Below are 15,684 nucleotides of genomic sequence, written 5' to 3' on the forward strand. Positions count from 1 at the left end.
GCCACTTCCAGCACGTAGCGCAGGTCGGCGCTGCCGTCCTCGTCCGGCGGCGTGCCGACGGCGATGAAGATCACGTCGCCGTGCGCCACCGCCGGCGCGGCCTCGGTGGTGAAGTCCAGCCGGCCGCTCTCGTGATTGCGCTTGACCATCGGTGCCAGGCCCGGCTCGAAGATCGGCACCTCGCCCTGCTTCAGGCGGGCGACCTTGGCCGCGTCCACGTCCACGCACACCACGTGGTTGCCCATTTCCGCCAGGCAGGTACCGGTGACCAGGCCCACGTAGCCGGTGCCGAACAGGGTGACTTTCAGTGTCATGCGATGTCCTTTTGCTGATTCGAAGACGGGAAGCGGGTCAGGCCTTGGCGCCGGCGTACTCGTAGTACGCGTAGGCGTAGTAGCCCGCGCTGCGCTTCTCGACCGCATTGAAGATCGCGCCCTTGACCGGCACGCCGTTCTGCTCGAAGCGCTGCTTGGCCAGCGCGATCTCGCGCGCCTGGTTCACGCCGAAGCGCACCACCATCAGGCTGGTGCCGACGTGGTGGCCGATCACTGCCGCGTCGGTCACGGCCAGGATCGGCGGGGTGTCGATGATGATCAGGTCGAAGCGCGGCTTGAGCTTTTCCAGCAAAGCGGTGAAGTGCGAATGCATCAGCAGCTCGGAAGGATTCGGCGGCACCTTGCCGCGCGCGACGAAGTACAGGTTGTTGGCCCCTTCCACCGTGCGCACCGCCTCGGACAAGCCGATCTGCCCGGAGATCAGTTCCGACAGGCCCTGTTCCGGACGGCCGCCCAGCACCGTGTGCAGCGCACCTTTGCGCATGTCCGCGTCGATCAGCAGCACGCGCTGACCGGCCTGCGCGATCACCGCCGCGAGGTTGGCGCCGACGAAGGTCTTGCCGGCGCCCGGCCCGGGGCTGGAGATCATCAGCAGGTTGTTCTTGGCCTCCAGGCGAGCAAAGTGCAGGCTGGTGCGCAGGCTGCGCAGCGCCTCCACCGCCAGGTCGTCCGGCGCGCTCTGCGCCAGCAGGTGCTGGGCATGGACGCCCCGTCGGATCTTGCCGTTGCGCTCGGTGATCTCGCGCTCGGCCGCCGACAGCGGCACGCAGGCGTAGACCGGCAGGCCGACGTGTTCGATCGCGGCCAGGTCTTCGACGCCGCGGTTGAGCAGCTGGCGGATGAAGATGAACGCAAGCGCGAGCAGGCCACCGAGCATGGTGCCGCAGAACACCAGGATCATCTTCGGCGGCCACACCGGCCGGTTGGTGTTGGTTGCGGCGCGATCGACCACGCGCACGTTGCCGACGGTGCCGGCACGGGCGATGTCAAGCTGCTGGGCCTGGTTGAGCAGACTGGTGTACGTCTCGTTGCTGACCTGCACGTCGCGGGTCAGCCGCAACAGTTCCTGCTGCGTGTCGGGCAGGTGGCCGACCTGCTTTTCGAGGGTGGCCTTCTTGCTCTTGAGCTGGCCGATTTGCGCGGCCAGCGCCTGGTAGGTCGGATGGTTGGAAGTGAACTTGCGCTCCACGTCCGCCATCTGCATGCGCAGGTTTTCGATCTGCGTGTCCAGCGCGACGGTCTGGTCCAGCAGGCCCTTGGTCTGCAGGCTGATGTCGACCGAGTGCGCGCGCATCTGGAACGCGTTCAGCGCCGCGGTCGCCTTTTCCAGGTCCATCTTGACCTTGGGCAGCTGTTCCTTGACGAACTTCAGGCTGTTGGCGGCCTCGGCGGAGTTGCGCTCCACGTTCTGCTGCACGTACAGCGAGCTGACCTGGTCGAGCAGCCGGGTCGCCAGCACCGGGTCGGTGCTGTCGTAGGTGAGCACGATGATGCCCGAATCCTTGCCCTGCTCGACCGCCTGGATGGCGCCCTGCAGGCCGGTGATCGTGCCCAGGTGCGAGTGGCGCGCCACGTCGAAGGTGGTGCCGGGGTTGGCGTGCAGCGCCTGCACCTGCATGGTGATGCCGCTGCCGGTGGCCGACTCGCCGACGCGGCCTTCCACCAGGACGTTGTCGTCGTCGTCGGTGAGCGTGTAGGCGCCGCTCTCGCCGGCAACCAGGTGCAGCGGCTTGTCCAGCAGCGCCGAGGGCACGTCCAGCTGGAAGATGTCCAGCTGCGAGCCGCCCCAGTCGTAGCTGTCCATGCCCATGAACGGCGGCGCCACGTCGCCCGGCATCTGAGGCTTGTAGCTGCGCGCCATGTAGTCGCCGATGAGCGGGAACCGCTCGGCCTCGGCGGTGATGTCCAGCTTGAGGTTGGTCACCGCCTGCCCGATCACCGTGCGTGAGGTGATCAGGGCGATCTCGGTGGTGGCCTGCGAGGAGGAAGCCCCCAGCGTCTGCGTGAGGTCATCCAGACCTGGCAGGCTGGGCACCTTCTGTTCCACCTGCACGGTGGCGGTGGCTTCGTAGATCGGCGTGGTCAGCGTCGCGTAGGTCACGCTGGCCACGAAGAACACCGCGGTGACCCCGATGATCAGCCATTTGTGGTCAAGCAACGTGCCGAGCAACGCGTGCAGGTCGATGTCGTCATCGCGACGCGGTGAGGACGGAAAAGTTTGTTTGGTGGTCATCGCCCGATTCCTAGGCTGGTGGATTCACAGGTAGCGCAGCCAATTGCCGACACCACGTTTGATTGAGTCGTGTACTTGCTCGAACACCCGACGCGAGCGTCGGTACGGATCCGGCACGTCGCCGCCCGCATGCCACTTGTCGAACAGGAACACCTTGCCGCTGGCTTCCGGGGCGAGCCGCACCACGGAATTGAGGTGCCGGCGTTCCATCGCGAGGATCAGGTCGGCCTCGCGCAGCATCGACGCCTCGAGCTGGCGTGCGCGGTGTCCACTGGCATCGATGCCGCCATCCTCCAGCAGCGCCGCGGCGTTCTCGTCCATCGGGTGCCCGACCAGCGCGCCCAGGCCGGCGCTGCCGACCCGGATGCCCCGTTCGCCCAGCTCGCGGCGAAACAGAAACTCCGCGACCGGGCTGCGGCAAATGTTGCCGAGGCATACCACCAGGATGCTGTTGAACACGATCCACACACTCCCGAAACCCAAGGCCATGTGGCCCCTGTCGAATGCCTGACCGGTCCGGCGTGCAAATGTCGCCGGATCGGTCGTGGCAGAGCCGGCAGTCTAAACTCCTGTTCCGTGAAAAAATCATGTTGGACGCCGCCTTCATTTACGTGAAGAAAATGCTTACTCCAGCCATCGTTTCCTTCACGCCACATGGCTTTGCCGCATAGTGAACATGCGAACAATGCTTTCTCGCGGCATTCACAATCGATCGCGTTAGATTCGAAGAGCCCGCTTGGCTGGCATTTCAATTCCGGGGGACTCGAACCATGCACATCGCGAAGCTCACGCTTCCGCTCGACCCCACGCCGATCGCCGGCAAGGCCTTTGTGCACAAGGGTTCCCGTGCCATGTCCGCCATCGCGGCAATCCGTGTGCCGGCTCCGGCGGCGATCGATGTGCGGCAGACCGCGTGGCTTGGTTGCATGGGCGGACGAAGTTCACCGGCCGCCCGCGGATATCCTGCAAGTCATCACGCAAGCCATCGGCAAGAAAACGTACACGCATTAATGCGAATTAACCGTCGCCATTAGTCAAAACCGCCACATTGCGGGACATCCAGGCGAGCGCATCCATTAGTTAGCCGTGATTATCCCGCAAGTGGCCCTGCAGAAAGGACGCATTATGAAAACGCTACCCGCAGCAGCCATCTTTCTCTTCGTCGTCGTGCTGAACGGTTGCGCGATCGTGCCCGGCCAGCGCATGGACGAGGGCGCGCTGCAGAGTGACGACAGTCACGTGCAGTTGGTACAGATCACACCGGAGCTGATCGAGAGCACCCAGGTCCAGCCGGGCACGATTCCGCAAGAGCTGCTCTCGTTCCAGCCGCAGGACTACCGCATCGCTGCGGGCGACACGCTTTACATCACCGTATGGGATCACCCGGAACTGACCTCGCCGGCCGGTTCGCAGCAACAGACCGTGGCCAACGGCCGCCTGGTGCGTCCGGATGGCACGCTGTTCTACCCCTATGCGGGCACCATCAAGGCCGAGGGGCTGACCGTCGAGGACCTGCGCCAGTTGCTGACCAAGAAGCTCGGCAGTTTCGTGCGCGATCCGCAGGTGGACGTCAACGTGGTCGGCTACGGCGGCCACCGCATCACCCTCGAGGGCGCGTTCCAGCACACCGATGCGCAGGTGCTCAACTCGGTGCCGCTGACCTTGTCGCAGGCGATCGGCCTGGCCGGCGTCGACACGCAGCAGGCCGACCTGTCGGGCTTCACGCTGACCCGTGACGGCAAGACCTACAACCTAGACCTTACCCAGATCAACCAGGCTACCGCCGGCCAGACGATCTACCTCAAGCCCGGCGATACGCTGTTCCTGCCCTACAACGACAACAAGGAGGTCTATGTCGTGGGCGAGGTGGTGCGTCCGCAGGCGATCACCTTCAAGACCACCGCGCTGACCCTGACCCAGGCGCTGGGCCGCGCCGGCGGACTGAGCCCGGTCACGTCCTCGGGCGAAGCCGTGTACGTGATCCGCGGCTCGAAGAAGCTCAGCCAGACGCCCGCCCAGGTGTTCCACCTCAGTGCGCGCTCGGCCTCCTCCTACGCCCTGGCGGACAACTTCCGGGTGCAGCCGGGCGACGTGGTGTTCGTCGGTGCCGCCGCCATCACCAAGTGGAACCGCGTGCTGAGCCAGTTGCTGCCGCTGTCGGGCCTTATCTACCAGGCCGCAGGCACGGCCGACCGCGTCGACAACCGCTGATCGGAAAGTTTGGCTGACGGGCCATGGATGGCCCGCCGGCATGGACAGAAGGCCCGGCAAATGCCGGGCCTTTTTTATTTGGTGACGTCCGTCCGCAGGACGACGTTCGCCCCTTCTCCCCTGCGGAAAGAAGATTGGGATGAGGGGTCAAGGCTTGCGGGGGAACTGATCAAGACCCGCGCACCGATGGAACACTACCGCGAGCCCCTCACCCCAGCCCCTCCCCGGAGGGTAGCGGGCGCTAGTTTCCCGCCAGCCAGACGACCCCTCGCTCCACTCGCACCGGCACCGCGCGCAACGATTGCCCGCGGCAAGGCCCCCCCACGCAGCACCCGTCTCCGGTGCGAAAACTCGCGCCGTGCACGGCACAGATCAACGTGCCGCGGCTGATCAGGAACTGCCCCGGCGCCCAGTCCAGCCGCCGGCCGGCGTGCGGACATACGTTGATCCAGGCGCGTGCCTCGTCGCCGTCGCGAAGCACAATGAGATTCTCGGGGCCATCAGCCAATACGGCGTCGACGGCGATGGCCGCGCCGTCGGGAATGTGATCGAGGCGGCAAAGCGCCCCGGCAGGTGTATCCATCGGCACTTGCCTCGGGGGCGTGGAAGCCCCATCGTTGCGCACGTAAGTTGTTGATTTTACCACACGGATTTTTAACATGCGCCTGTTCCAGCTGCCCTCGCACCGTTCCCGCCATCCGCTCGCGCGCGTCCTGTCGTTGATCGTGGGGGTCGCCCTGCTGGGCTTGATGCTGGTGTTCGGGCTGTTCGTGGCCGGCGTGCTGTTGGTCGGCGGCGGATTGTGGCTGGCGTTGCGCCAGTGGAACCGCACGCGCGCGGTCGGCCGCGCGGCGCCTGCCGCCGGTGCGCGCCCGCAGGTGCTCGAGGGCGACTTCGTGGTGCTGCACGAGGGCCGCCCGGTCGCTCGCTGACGCGCAAGAACCGGATGGTCCCGCCCGGGCCATGCGCCCAGACTGGCGTCACCTGGAAACCGGAACGCCGCCATGTCCGTCATCGAACCGCTTGAACAGGCTCGCCGGCTGCTCGACGAGGCCGAAACCGCACCCAGCCTGGACGCCTTGGCCAGCGCCGTAGTGCTGAGCCCCAGCCATCTGCAGCGTGCGTTTCGCCGCCGTTTCGGCATGAGCCCGGCCGAATACCACCGCTCGCGCCGCTTCGGCCAGTTCAAGGCGGCCCTGCGCGAGGGTGCGGCAGTGACCGACGCAGTCTACGAAGCCGGTTTCGGCTCGGGCAGTCGCGTCTACGAACACAGCAACCGGCTGCTCGGCATGACCCCGGCCAGCTACCGCGCGGGCGGCGTCGGCGCCAGCATCCGCTACACCACCACCGCCACGCCGCTGGGTCGGCTGCTGGTGGCCACCACCACGCGCGGCATCTGCGCCGTGACGCTGGGCGAGGACGATACCGCGCTCGAACGCCGCCTGGCCGAGGAATTTCCCCACGCCGCACGCGAGCGCGTGGACGCCGGCCGCGAGGAATGGCTCGATGCGGTGATCGCCCGCATCGCCAGCGAGCTGGGCTGGAGTGACGCCGCCGCACCGGCAATGCCGCCACTGGACATCGCCGCCACGGCCTTCCAATGGCGCGTCTGGGACGCGCTCACCCGCATCCCCGCCGGCCAGACGCGCAGCTACCGCGCGCTGGCTGCCGAACTGGGTGCGCCCAAGGCTGCCCGCGCGGTGGGCAACGCTTGCGGCAACAACCGCCTGGCGCTGATCGTGCCCTGCCACCGCGTGGTGCGCGAGGACGGCTCACTGGGCGGTTGGCGCTGGGGCGTGGAGCGCAAGCGCGAGTTGCTGGCGCGCGAACGTGCGCGCAACACGCACACGCCCCATGCCTTGGGGAAGAGTGCCCAGGCAGGAACGGGCTGAGCGTCGTTCCCCGGCCTTCAGGTCCTCGCCGAGCAAACCACGCACGGCATTCCGGCGAGGCTGGAATGACGAACGGGATTCCCTGCATGCGGGCTGGTCCTTCTTGAGGCACGGTCAAGTCTGCCTTGCGAGGTTTTCGCTACCGCCACAGGCACGCTCCGGCTATCTTGCGCATCCGGGCAATCTCCCCCAAGTCATCGCCGGCCCCTCGCCGGCCGACGCCGTGCCCGTCGCAGAGGATGTCCCATGCCGTCGCACAAGCCTGCCGACCACCCCGCCGTCTCGCCGTATCTGCTGGTGGCCGACGCGCGCGGCATGCTTGCCTTTCTTGCCGCCACCTTCGGTGCGCGGGAGCTGCACTGCAAGACGCGCGAGGACGGCTCCGTCATGCACGCGGAAGTGCGCATCGACGACTCGGTGGTGATGCTCGGCGAACGCCCCGGCGGCACCGCTACACCGAGCGCTTCGACGCATGTCTACGTGCCTGATGTCGACGCCTGCCATGCCGCCGGCCTGGCCGCCGGCGCAAGCAGCGTGTCGCCACCAACGGACCAGCCTTACGGCGACCGCACCGCCGGATTGCGCGATGCGCAAGGCAACCTGTGGTGGATCGGCACCCACCTCCCCGGCTGATCTCTCCTCCCCTCACGACGCTCCTCATGTCCGCCATCGACGACTCCCCCGCCTCCGCGCGCGCGCTGGACGACCCCCGCCTGCTGATCCCGCTGGCGCTGTTTGCGCTGTACGTGATCTGGGGCTCGACCTACCTCGGCATCCACTTCGCGCTGGAAAGCTATCCGCCGTTCCTGCTCGCCGGCGTGCGTTTCCTCGGCGCGGGCACCGCGTTGTTTGCGTTCCTGCGCTGGCGCGGGCTGGCCCCGCCGACGCCGCGGCAGTGGCGCAACGCCGCCGTTACCGGTGTCCTGCTGCTGGGATTCGGCAATGGCCTGGTGTGTTACGCGGAACAGAGTGTCAGCTCCGGCATCGCCGCCGTGGCAGTGGCCAGCATGCCCTTGTTCGCCGCGGTGTTCTCCGGCATGTACGGCAGCTGGCCTACCCGCCGCGAGACGGCCGGCTTGCTGGTCGGCTTCGCCGGCGTGGTGGTGTTGAACCTGGGCAGCGGCCTGTCCGGCTCGCGGCTGGGTGCGCTGGCCTTGATCGTGGCGGCGATGTGCTGGGCGTTCGGCTCGGCCTGGAGCAAGCGACAGGACATGCCCGCAGGGCCGATGAACACCGCCGCACAAATGCTGTGCGCCAGCGTTGCCCTGTTGCTGGTCGGCTTTGCCGGTGGCGAGCGCCTGCCCGACCATCCCACGGTGCGCGCCACCGCCGCCGTGGTTTACCTGGCGATATTCGGCTCGATCGTCGCCTTCAGCGCCTATCTGTACGTGCTCAAGCACGCGCGACCTGCGCTGGCGACCAGCTACGCCTACGTCAACCCGCCCGTGGCGGTGTTGTTCGGCGTGCTGCTGGCCGGCGAGCACGTCGGCGCGTTCGACCTGGCGGGCATGGCGATCATCCTGCTCGGCGTGTGCGTGATCACGCTGGCGAAGAAGCCGGCGCGCAAGCCCGTCTAGCCGCAAGACCCGCGGAGCAGCAGGAGGCTCGCGGGTTGCTCCACACACATGCGGCCCGCCACCATGTCGCAAGCGAAGGCAACGGAGGCGCGGCATGAACCCATTCCGACAAGGTCTGCTCGCACGCGCGGCACTACGCAGCGCGGCCTGGTCGGAACGCTGGTTCCCCGAGGCCTGGGTATTCGCCGCGCTCGGCGTGGCGCTGGTGGCGGCGATCGCGCTGGGTTTCGGCGCCACGCCGGCGAGCACCGTGCAGGCCTTCGGCGACGGTTTCTGGAGCCTGATCCCGTTCACCATGCAGATGGCCTTCGTAGTGATCGGCGGCTATGTGGTGGCCAGCGCGCCGGCGGTGGCGCGGCTGATCGATGCGCTGGCAAGGGTGCCGCGCAGCGGGCGTGGCGCGGTGTGCTACGTGGCGCTGGTCAGCATGCTGGCGTCGCTGCTGTCCTGGGGCTTCTCGCTGGTGTTCGGCGGCTTGCTGGTGCGCGCGCTGGCGCGCCGCGAAGATCTGCGCATGGACTACCGCGCGGCCGGTGCCGCCGCCTATCTGGGCCTGGGTGCGGTATGGGCGATGGGACTGTCGTCCTCGGCGGCGCAGTTGCAGGCCAACCCGGCCAGCATGCCGCCAGGCCTGCTGGCGATCACCGGCGTGCTGCCCTTCACGCAGACCATCCTGCTGTGGCAGTCGCTGCTGTTCACCGCAGTGCTGATCGGCGTGTCGCTGCTGGTGTGCTGGTTCACCACCCCCACCGGGCCGGCCGCGCGTACCGCCCGCGAGTGCGGCGTGGCCGATACCGAAGTGGTGCCGGCCCTGCCGCCGCGCACGCGGCCGGGCGAATGGCTCGAGTACAGCCCGTTGCTGTCATTGCTGGTCGGCGCGCTGGGACTGGGCTGGCTGGCCAAGCGGTTCATCGAGATGCCGGCGGCGGCGGCGATCGCCGACCTCAATACGTACAACCTGCTGTTCCTCACCGTGGGCCTGCTGCTGCACTGGCGCCCGCGCAGTTTCCTCGACGCGGTGGCGCGCGCCGTACCCGGCACCGCTGGCGTGCTGATCCAGTTTCCGCTCTACGGCGGCATTGCTGCCCTGCTCACCCACGCGCCGGGGGCGGACGGTGCCACGCTGGCGCATCGCCTCGCCGGCGTGTTCGTGCGCGTGGCCACCACCGACAGCTTCCCGCTGGTGATGGGCGGCTACTCGGCCGTGCTGGGCTTCTTCGTGCCCTCCGGCGGCGGCAAGTGGCTGGTCGAGGCGCCCTACGTGATGCAGGCGGCCAACGACCTGCACGTGCACCTGGGCTGGGCGGTGCAGATCTACAACGCGGCCGAGGCACTGCCCAACCTGATCAACCCGTTCTGGATGCTGCCGCTGCTGGGCGTGCTGGGCCTGAAGGCCCGCGACATGGTCGGCTTCACCTTCATCCAGTTGCTGGTGCACGTGCCGCTGGTGCTGGGCCTGCTGTGGGCGCTGGGGCTGACATTGGAATACGTGCCACCACTGATGCCCGGTTGAATACGAAAAGCACGCAGGGTGGCCTTCAACCCACCATCCCACGTTGCGCAAGGGAGGGTGGTGGGCTGAAGCCACCCTGCGTCGGCTCGCTCAGGACTCGCGCAAGGCGGTGGTCACCGGCAGCCGCGCGGCGCGCACGGCGGGGAACAGGCCGCCGATGAAGCCGATCGCGAGCGCCCATTTCAGCCCGGTCCACAGCAGCGCCGGGGTCACGGCCAGCTCGAAGTTGAGCGAGCCGACCGTGCCCTGGGTCAGCGTCGAGGCGCTGTAGCCGTTGAACAGCGCCCAGGCGATCAACCCACCGAGCAACCCGCCCAACGCCGCCAGCAACATGGTTTCCAGCATCACCGCCACCACCACCGGCGGTCCGCGGAAGCCGATCGCGCGCAGCGTGGCGATCTCGCGCGCACGCGTGGCGACGGCGGCGAACATGGTGTTGAGCGCGCCGAACACCGCACCGATGCCCATGATGCCGCCGACGATCATGCCGATGATGCTGATCACCTTGGTGAAGCTCTCCGACTGCTTGCTGAAGTAGTGCAGCGTGGTGTCGACGTCCACCTGCAGGCGCGGGTCGCCGGACAGGGCGACCTTGAAGGCGTCGAACGCACTGGCGTCCGTCAGACGCACGAACACCGAGGTGCGCGAGCTGCCGCGACGGTAAGCCGAACCGATGATGTCGGCGTCGCCCCACAGTTCCGAGCCCAGCGCATTGCCGGAATCGAAGATGCCGACCACGGTCCAGGTCTGGCTGCCCAGCTTGATCTCATGGCCTGGTTGCAGACCCGCGAACTGGCGTTGCGCGCCCTTGCCCGCCACCAGTTCGCGCAGGCCCGGCTTGAACTTGCGGCCGGCGACGATTTTCACCTCCGGCCGCAACGTCCAGGCCTGCTCGCCCACGCCGCGCACCTGTACGCTGCCCTCGTCGCCGCTGCCGTCCTTGAGCGGCAGGTTGGCCGCCACCACCAGTTCCGGCGAGGCGATCGGCTTGCCCGCCGCATCGCGGGCGATGCCCGGCGCCTCGGCGATCGCCGTGACGCTGGCATGGTCGAGCACCGAAGAGACCTCCGACGCCGAGCCGCCGCGCATCACGATCGCGGTATCGGCGCTGCCGCTCTTGCTCAGCGTCTCCTGATAGCCCACGCCCATCGCCAGCAACGACACCAGCACGGCCACCACGCCGGCGATGCCGACCACCACCACCGACGAGGAACCGATGCGCTGGGGCAAGGTACTGATGCCCACGCCGGTGGCCGAGCCCGCCTGCCGGCCGACCCGGGTCAATTGCATCCAGAGGAAAAACAACACCGCCACCGCCAGCAACACGGTCCAGGGCAGCACGGCCCAGGCGGCGATGCTGAGCAACACGACGATGGCCAGACCCAGACCACGCAGGAACGATTTCATGGGGATTCCCTCCTCAGCGCCCGGCCAGCGCATCGACGATGTTCAGGCGCATGGCACGCCACGCGGGCAATACGCCGACCAGCAGGCCGATCGCGATCATCAGACCTACGCCCAGCGCCCAGCTTGCCGCACCGACCGGCGGCATGTTCAGCATGCCGCCGCTGCCGGCGCTCATGATCGGCCCGAGCAGCGCAGCCAGCCCCAGGCCGATCACGCCGCCGAGCAATACCAGCAACACCGATTCGGCCAGCACCAGCGCGAGCACGGCGCGGCTGGAAAAGCCGATCGTCTTGAGCACCGCCAGCTCCGAGGTACGCTCGCGCACTGCCTGCGCCATGGTGTTGCCGGTCAGCAGCAGCAAGGTGAAGAACACCGCGCCCATGATCGACACGACGATGAAGCCGATGTCGCCCATCTGCTTGACCCACGAAGCCATCGCGGCCTGCTCGGTCATGGTTTTGGTCTCGTGGTCGGAATTGGCCGAGAGCGCATCGATTGCCCTGGCCACCCGGTCGGACTGCCCGGCGTCGGCCACGCTGGTGACATACCAGCCGACCCGGCCGCGGTTGTAGGGGTTGGACTCGTCGAAGTACTTCCAGTGCATCAGCACGGCGCCCTGCAGGAACTGCTTGTCGTCCGGCCTGGTCGCCCGGATGATGCCGACGATGTCGAAGCTCCAGTTCTTGGAGCCGTCGCGGTTGGGATAGATGTTGGACTGCAACGGCAGCTTGTCGCCGACCTTCCAGTGGTACTTCGCCGCCAGCACGTCGCCCACCAGCACACCGGTGCGGGTCCGGTCGAAGGCCTTGCGCTCGGCCGGCGTGACATCGACTTCCGGATAGATGTCGATGTAATTCGGGCTCACCGCGAAGGAGAACACCTGGTTATGCGGATCCTGGTAGGCACCGCCGAACCAGTTGGCATAGGCCACGTCTTCGGCCCCCGGCACCTGCGCAATGCGCGCCTGCAGCGACTGCGGCAGGGTTTCAATGAAGGACAGCTTCGAGCCGGTCTGCAGCCGCTTGGCGCCCGCTGCGCTCTTGCCCACGTTGGCGAAGCTGGTGCGCACGCCGTCGAGCATGCCGAACAGCAGGAACGCGGTGAGGATCGAAACCAGCGTGAGGAAGGTCCGCGTCTTGCGCCGGAACAGCGCGGCCCAGATCAGATGCAGGTATTTCATGCGAACCTCCTCAGGCGACCGCCTGCTCGACCAGCGTGCCCTTGTCCAGGTGCAGGGTGTGGTTGGCGTATTCGGCGGCCTTGGGATCGTGGGTGACCATCACGATGGTCTTGCCGTGTTCGCGGTTGAGCGTGCGCAGCAGGGCCAGCACGTCTTCGGCGGACTGGCGGTCGAGGTCGCCGGTCGGTTCGTCGCAGACCAGCAGCGTCGGGTCGGAGACGATCGCGCGGGCGATCGCCACGCGCTGCTGCTGGCCGCCGGACAGCTCGCTGGGCTTGTGCGAGGCTCGATCGGCCAGCCCCACCAGTTGCAACGCGATCGACGCGCGCTGGCGGCGCTCGCTGGAAGACAGCTTGGTCAGCAGCAGCGGCAGCTCGACGTTGCGCTGCGCCGAGAGCATCGGCATCAGGTTGTAGAACTGAAACACGAAGCCGACGTTGGCCGCCCGCCACTTGGCCAGGGCGCCGGCGCCGAGCTGGTCGATGCGCTGGCCGCCCACGCCGATGCTGCCGGCGGTGGCCGTGTCCAGCCCGCCGATCAGGTTGAGCAGCGTGGTCTTGCCCGAGCCGGAGGGGCCCATCAGCGCGAGGAAATCGCCCTCGGCGATGTCCAGGTTGATGTGATGCAGCACCTCGACCTTCTGCTTGCCACGCGTATAGACCTTGGCCAGGTCGCGGATTTCGATCAGGTTGCCCATGGCTTTCTCCCGTCAGCCTTGCTTGTTCGACCGCGGCAGCCCGCTCCCGCGCGGGCTGCCGCACTTGGCGTTACGACGCTCAGGACTGCTTGTTATCGACATTGACCGCGGCGCCATCGCGCAGCGCCGCCGGGGGCGAAACCACCACCGTGTCGCCGGCCTGCACGCCCTCGGGAATCAACCGCTGCCCGCCCATCGGGCGCGGCTGCACGCGGCGCTGCTGCACACGGTCGCCCTGCACCACGAATACCACCTCGTTGCCGTCGCGCGTGGCGATCGCCGCGGCCGGCACCAGCACGCCGGGCGGCGCCTGCGCCGTGGCCTTGGGCCTCGCCTCTAGGAACGACACGCGCACGCCCATGTCCGGCACGATGCGCGCGTCCTTGCGTTCCAGCGCCACGCGCACCTTCACCGTGGCCTTGCCGCGGTCGGCGGCCGGCACGATGGCGATCACGTGGGCGGGGATGGTCCAGTCCGGATAGGCATCGAGCACCGCCTGGGCCGGCATGTGCGGCTTGACGCGACCGATGTAGGCCTCGTTGACGTCCACGTCCACTTCCAGCGAATCCATGTCGACGATCGTGCCCACGCCGGTGCGGGTGAAGCCGCCGCCAGCGGCCATCGGCGAGATGATCTCGCCGACCTGCGCGGTCTTGTCGGTGACCACCCCGTCGAACGGTGCGCGCACCACGGTGTAGTCGAAGCTGACCTTCGCCTCGGCCGCCTGCGCCCGCGCGGAGGCGGCCTGCTTGCGGCTGGTTTCGAGCTGGGCGGCGGCAACCGCGGCCGAGGTGCCCGCCTGTTCGGCCGCCTGCTTCGCCACCAGGCCGCGTGCGGCCAGCGTACGCATCCGCTGGGCATCCTTGCGGGACTGGTCGAGCTGGACCCGGGCCTGGGCGACCTGCGCCTGCGCGGCGGCGGCGGCGGCCTGGGCGGCCTCCAGGCTGGCGCGATAGGCGTTGTCCTCCAGCTTGGCGAGCACCTGGCCCTTGCGGACGTGGTCGCCTTCCTCGATCAGCACCTCGCTCAGGGTACCTACGATCTGCGCCGACACGGTTGCCTGCCGGCGCGCGGTGACGTAGCCGGTGGCCTGCAGCACTGCGCCCGCGCCGGCGCCCTTGCCGGGCGACGCCGCCGTGGCCGTCTGCACCGCAACCGGCCGCTGCGCGAACATCCACCAGCCGCCGATCCCCAGCGCCAGCAACACCAGCACCACGGCGCCGACGATCCACGGCCAGCGCAGCGGCGCGGCATGCACCGCCTCGCGCTGGCCGTGCCCGATCTTCAACTGCCTGAGCAGATCCCCGTTGTCCACGCCCCGCTCCATCATCCCTTCGCAGATGCAGACTATGCGGCAAGCACGGCCCGGCGTGGCAGCCCAGGCCATCAATCATCGGCGATGACAGCTGTCACCTTCCCTTGCGTGCCCGATTTGCGTAGCGTCGCCGTTCTGGCGGCGCGGGCCGCCCGTCCCCCGAGGCCACCGATGTCCTACGCCATTGCTGCTCCCGCCGTACCGAGCCTGCCGATACTCGGCAGCGACGCCCGTTTCCCGGTTCGCCGCATCTTCTGCATCGGCCGCAACTTCGCCGACCACGCGCGCGAGATGGGCGCGACGGTGGATCCCGGGCAGCCGATGTTCTTCTGCAAGCCGGCCGACGCGGTGGTGACCGACGGCGCCGACGTGCCCTACCCCGGCGCCACCGCCGAACTGCATCACGAAGTGGAAATGGTGGTGGCGCTGGCCGGCGGCGGGCGCGACATCGCCCCGGAACTGGCCGGAGCGCTGATCTTCGGCTACGGCGTCGGGCTGGACCTCACCCGCCGCGACCTGCAGGCCCAGGCCAAGGCCAAGGGCCACCCCTGGGACGTGGCCAAGGCATTCGATCATTCCGCGCCGGTCTCGGCACTGCGTCCGGTCGAACAGGGCCGCCCCGGCCCGCAGACGCAACTCACCCTGCTGGTGAACGACGTGCTGCGGCAGCAGGCCACGCTGGAGGCGATGGTGCACGACGTGCCGGCGATCATCGCGGCGTTGTCCAAACTGTTCGAGCTCAAGCCTGGCGACCTGCTGTTCACCGGCACGCCGGCCGGCGTCGCGGCCCTGCAGCGCGGCGACCGCTTTCGCGCCGAACTCGAAGGCGTGGCCGTGCTGGAGGGAAGAATTGCCTGATCTGCACGCGTCCGGGAGTAAAGTCCACCCACCGCAACCGGGGACACAAGCATGAACATGTTGGAGGAATTCAAGAAATTCGCCATGCGCGGCAACGTCGTCGATCTTGCCGTGGGCGTGGTCATCGGCGGGGCGTTCGGCAAGATCGTCACCTCGCTGGTCAACGACGTGATCATGCCGCCGATCGGGTTGATCACTGGCGGCGTCGACTTCTCGCGGCTCAAGTGGGTACTCAAGCCGGGCGATCCGGCAACCAAAACGGCCGAAGTGGCGATCAACTACGGCGCCTTCATCAATACCCTCATCACCTTCCTGATCATCGCCTTCGCGGTGTTCCTGCTGGTCAAGGGAATCAACCGGCTGAGCCGCAAGCAGGAAGAAGCCGCACCGGCAGCCCCGCCCGCGGACGTGGTGCTGCTTACCGAGATCCGCGACCTGCTCAAGGCCGGCAACAGGGAATAACCGG

16 protein-coding genes and 1 pseudogene are annotated in these 15,684 nt (G+C 67.9%); 9 read left to right on the top strand and 8 right to left on the bottom strand.

Annotated features, from left to right (window positions below):
* The 3 genes and pseudogenes from OSC30_RS14820 to OSC30_RS14830 all read right to left on the bottom strand — a co-directional run.
* Window positions 1-308 (bottom strand): annotated as a pseudogene (locus tag OSC30_RS14820) (UDP-glucose 6-dehydrogenase); the annotation flags it as partial.
* Between the two features lie 43 nt (window positions 309-351).
* Complete coding sequence (locus OSC30_RS14825; RefSeq protein WP_267172642.1) at window positions 352-2,568, bottom strand: polysaccharide biosynthesis tyrosine autokinase; 2,217 nt, start codon at window positions 2,566-2,568, stop codon at window positions 352-354.
* A gap of 24 nt (window positions 2,569-2,592) precedes the next feature.
* Window positions 2,593-3,027 carry a low molecular weight protein-tyrosine-phosphatase gene (locus tag OSC30_RS14830; protein ID WP_267172643.1) on the bottom strand — a complete coding sequence of 145 codons (435 nt, stop codon included), beginning with the start codon at window positions 3,025-3,027 and terminating at the stop codon, window positions 2,593-2,595.
* A gap of 311 nt (window positions 3,028-3,338) precedes the next feature.
* On the opposite strand from OSC30_RS14830, the gene OSC30_RS14835 reads away from it, so the two are divergent.
* Both OSC30_RS14835 and OSC30_RS14840 read left to right on the top strand, forming a co-directional pair.
* Complete coding sequence (locus tag OSC30_RS14835; protein ID WP_267172644.1) at window positions 3,339-3,602, top strand: hypothetical protein; 264 nt, start codon at window positions 3,339-3,341, stop codon at window positions 3,600-3,602.
* A gap of 91 nt (window positions 3,603-3,693) precedes the next feature.
* Complete coding sequence (locus OSC30_RS14840) at window positions 3,694-4,779, top strand: polysaccharide biosynthesis/export family protein (protein WP_267172645.1); 1,086 nt, start codon at window positions 3,694-3,696, stop codon at window positions 4,777-4,779.
* Window positions 4,780-5,020: 241 nt separating this feature from the next.
* On the opposite strand, the gene OSC30_RS14845 is transcribed toward OSC30_RS14840, so the two are convergent.
* Window positions 5,021-5,362, bottom strand: coding sequence for a Rieske (2Fe-2S) protein (locus OSC30_RS14845; protein ID WP_267172702.1), 342 nt, complete (start codon window positions 5,360-5,362; stop codon window positions 5,021-5,023).
* Between the two features lie 76 nt (window positions 5,363-5,438).
* On the opposite strand from OSC30_RS14845, the gene OSC30_RS14850 reads away from it, so the two are divergent.
* From OSC30_RS14850 to OSC30_RS14870, 5 genes are all read left to right on the top strand, one after another.
* The gene (locus tag OSC30_RS14850) at window positions 5,439-5,711 is read left to right on the top strand and encodes a hypothetical protein (RefSeq protein ID WP_267172646.1); all 273 of its coding nucleotides are present in this window, start codon (window positions 5,439-5,441) and stop codon (window positions 5,709-5,711) included.
* A gap of 72 nt (window positions 5,712-5,783) precedes the next feature.
* The gene (locus tag OSC30_RS14855) at window positions 5,784-6,671 is read left to right on the top strand and encodes a methylated-DNA--[protein]-cysteine S-methyltransferase (RefSeq protein ID WP_267172647.1); all 888 of its coding nucleotides are present in this window, start codon (window positions 5,784-5,786) and stop codon (window positions 6,669-6,671) included.
* A 246-nt stretch (window positions 6,672-6,917) separates the two neighbouring features.
* The gene (locus tag OSC30_RS14860) at window positions 6,918-7,304 is read left to right on the top strand and encodes a VOC family protein (protein ID WP_267172648.1); all 387 of its coding nucleotides are present in this window, start codon (window positions 6,918-6,920) and stop codon (window positions 7,302-7,304) included.
* A 26-nt stretch (window positions 7,305-7,330) separates the two neighbouring features.
* On the top strand, window positions 7,331-8,248 hold the full coding sequence (gene yedA / locus OSC30_RS14865) for a drug/metabolite exporter YedA (RefSeq protein ID WP_267172649.1): 918 nt from the start codon (window positions 7,331-7,333) through the stop codon (window positions 8,246-8,248).
* A 94-nt stretch (window positions 8,249-8,342) separates the two neighbouring features.
* Window positions 8,343-9,761 (top strand): short-chain fatty acid transporter, encoded by a 1,419-nt coding sequence (locus tag OSC30_RS14870; protein WP_267172650.1) that lies wholly within the window; start codon window positions 8,343-8,345, stop codon window positions 9,759-9,761.
* 90 nt (window positions 9,762-9,851) lie between these two features.
* Here the strand turns inward: OSC30_RS14870 and OSC30_RS14875 are convergent, their stop codons facing one another.
* From OSC30_RS14875 to OSC30_RS14890, 4 genes are all read right to left on the bottom strand, one after another.
* Window positions 9,852-11,168, bottom strand: coding sequence for an ABC transporter permease (locus tag OSC30_RS14875; protein WP_267172651.1), 1,317 nt, complete (start codon window positions 11,166-11,168; stop codon window positions 9,852-9,854).
* Between the two features lie 13 nt (window positions 11,169-11,181).
* The gene (locus OSC30_RS14880; RefSeq protein ID WP_267172652.1) at window positions 11,182-12,348 is read right to left on the bottom strand and encodes an ABC transporter permease; all 1,167 of its coding nucleotides are present in this window, start codon (window positions 12,346-12,348) and stop codon (window positions 11,182-11,184) included.
* A gap of 10 nt (window positions 12,349-12,358) precedes the next feature.
* Window positions 12,359-13,045: an ABC transporter ATP-binding protein gene (locus OSC30_RS14885; protein ID WP_267172653.1), complete on the bottom strand. Its 687-nt coding sequence runs from the start codon at window positions 13,043-13,045 to the stop codon at window positions 12,359-12,361.
* Window positions 13,046-13,124: 79 nt separating this feature from the next.
* Entirely contained in the window at window positions 13,125-14,360 is a 1,236-nt protein-coding gene (locus OSC30_RS14890) for an efflux RND transporter periplasmic adaptor subunit (RefSeq protein WP_267172654.1), read from the bottom strand.
* A gap of 171 nt (window positions 14,361-14,531) precedes the next feature.
* Between OSC30_RS14890 and OSC30_RS14895 the strand changes: the two genes are divergently transcribed.
* Window positions 14,532-15,218 carry a fumarylacetoacetate hydrolase family protein gene (locus OSC30_RS14895; RefSeq protein WP_267172655.1) on the top strand — a complete coding sequence of 229 codons (687 nt, stop codon included), beginning with the start codon at window positions 14,532-14,534 and terminating at the stop codon, window positions 15,216-15,218.
* 51 nt (window positions 15,219-15,269) lie between these two features.
* Window positions 15,270-15,680 (top strand): large-conductance mechanosensitive channel protein MscL, encoded by a 411-nt coding sequence (mscL, locus tag OSC30_RS14900; protein ID WP_267172656.1) that lies wholly within the window; start codon window positions 15,270-15,272, stop codon window positions 15,678-15,680.
* Window positions 15,681-15,684 lie beyond the last annotated feature (4 nt).

The organism is Frateuria hangzhouensis, from assembly GCF_026410505.1.
Lineage (GTDB): Bacteria > Pseudomonadota > Gammaproteobacteria > Xanthomonadales > Rhodanobacteraceae > Frateuria_A > Frateuria_A hangzhouensis.

Coding starts and splice junctions, on each gene's coding strand:
- OSC30_RS14875 (WP_267172651.1), bottom strand. CDS start 11,168: ATGAAATCGTTCCTGCGTGGTCTGGGTCTGGCCATCGTCGTGTTGCTC.
- OSC30_RS14835 (WP_267172644.1), top strand. CDS start 3,339: ATGCACATCGCGAAGCTCACGCTTCCGCTCGACCCCACGCCGATCGCC.
- OSC30_RS14895 (WP_267172655.1), top strand. CDS start 14,532: ATGTCCTACGCCATTGCTGCTCCCGCCGTACCGAGCCTGCCGATACTC.
- OSC30_RS14850 (WP_267172646.1), top strand. CDS start 5,439: ATGCGCCTGTTCCAGCTGCCCTCGCACCGTTCCCGCCATCCGCTCGCG.
- OSC30_RS14870 (WP_267172650.1), top strand. CDS start 8,343: ATGAACCCATTCCGACAAGGTCTGCTCGCACGCGCGGCACTACGCAGC.
- OSC30_RS14880 (WP_267172652.1), bottom strand. CDS start 12,348: ATGAAATACCTGCATCTGATCTGGGCCGCGCTGTTCCGGCGCAAGACG.
- OSC30_RS14885 (WP_267172653.1), bottom strand. CDS start 13,045: ATGGGCAACCTGATCGAAATCCGCGACCTGGCCAAGGTCTATACGCGT.
- OSC30_RS14825 (WP_267172642.1), bottom strand. CDS start 2,568: ATGACCACCAAACAAACTTTTCCGTCCTCACCGCGTCGCGATGACGAC.
- OSC30_RS14840 (WP_267172645.1), top strand. CDS start 3,694: ATGAAAACGCTACCCGCAGCAGCCATCTTTCTCTTCGTCGTCGTGCTG.
- OSC30_RS14845 (WP_267172702.1), bottom strand. CDS start 5,362: ATGGATACACCTGCCGGGGCGCTTTGCCGCCTCGATCACATTCCCGAC.
- OSC30_RS14860 (WP_267172648.1), top strand. CDS start 6,918: ATGCCGTCGCACAAGCCTGCCGACCACCCCGCCGTCTCGCCGTATCTG.
- yedA (WP_267172649.1), top strand. CDS start 7,331: ATGTCCGCCATCGACGACTCCCCCGCCTCCGCGCGCGCGCTGGACGAC.
- OSC30_RS14855 (WP_267172647.1), top strand. CDS start 5,784: ATGTCCGTCATCGAACCGCTTGAACAGGCTCGCCGGCTGCTCGACGAG.
- mscL (WP_267172656.1), top strand. CDS start 15,270: ATGAACATGTTGGAGGAATTCAAGAAATTCGCCATGCGCGGCAACGTC.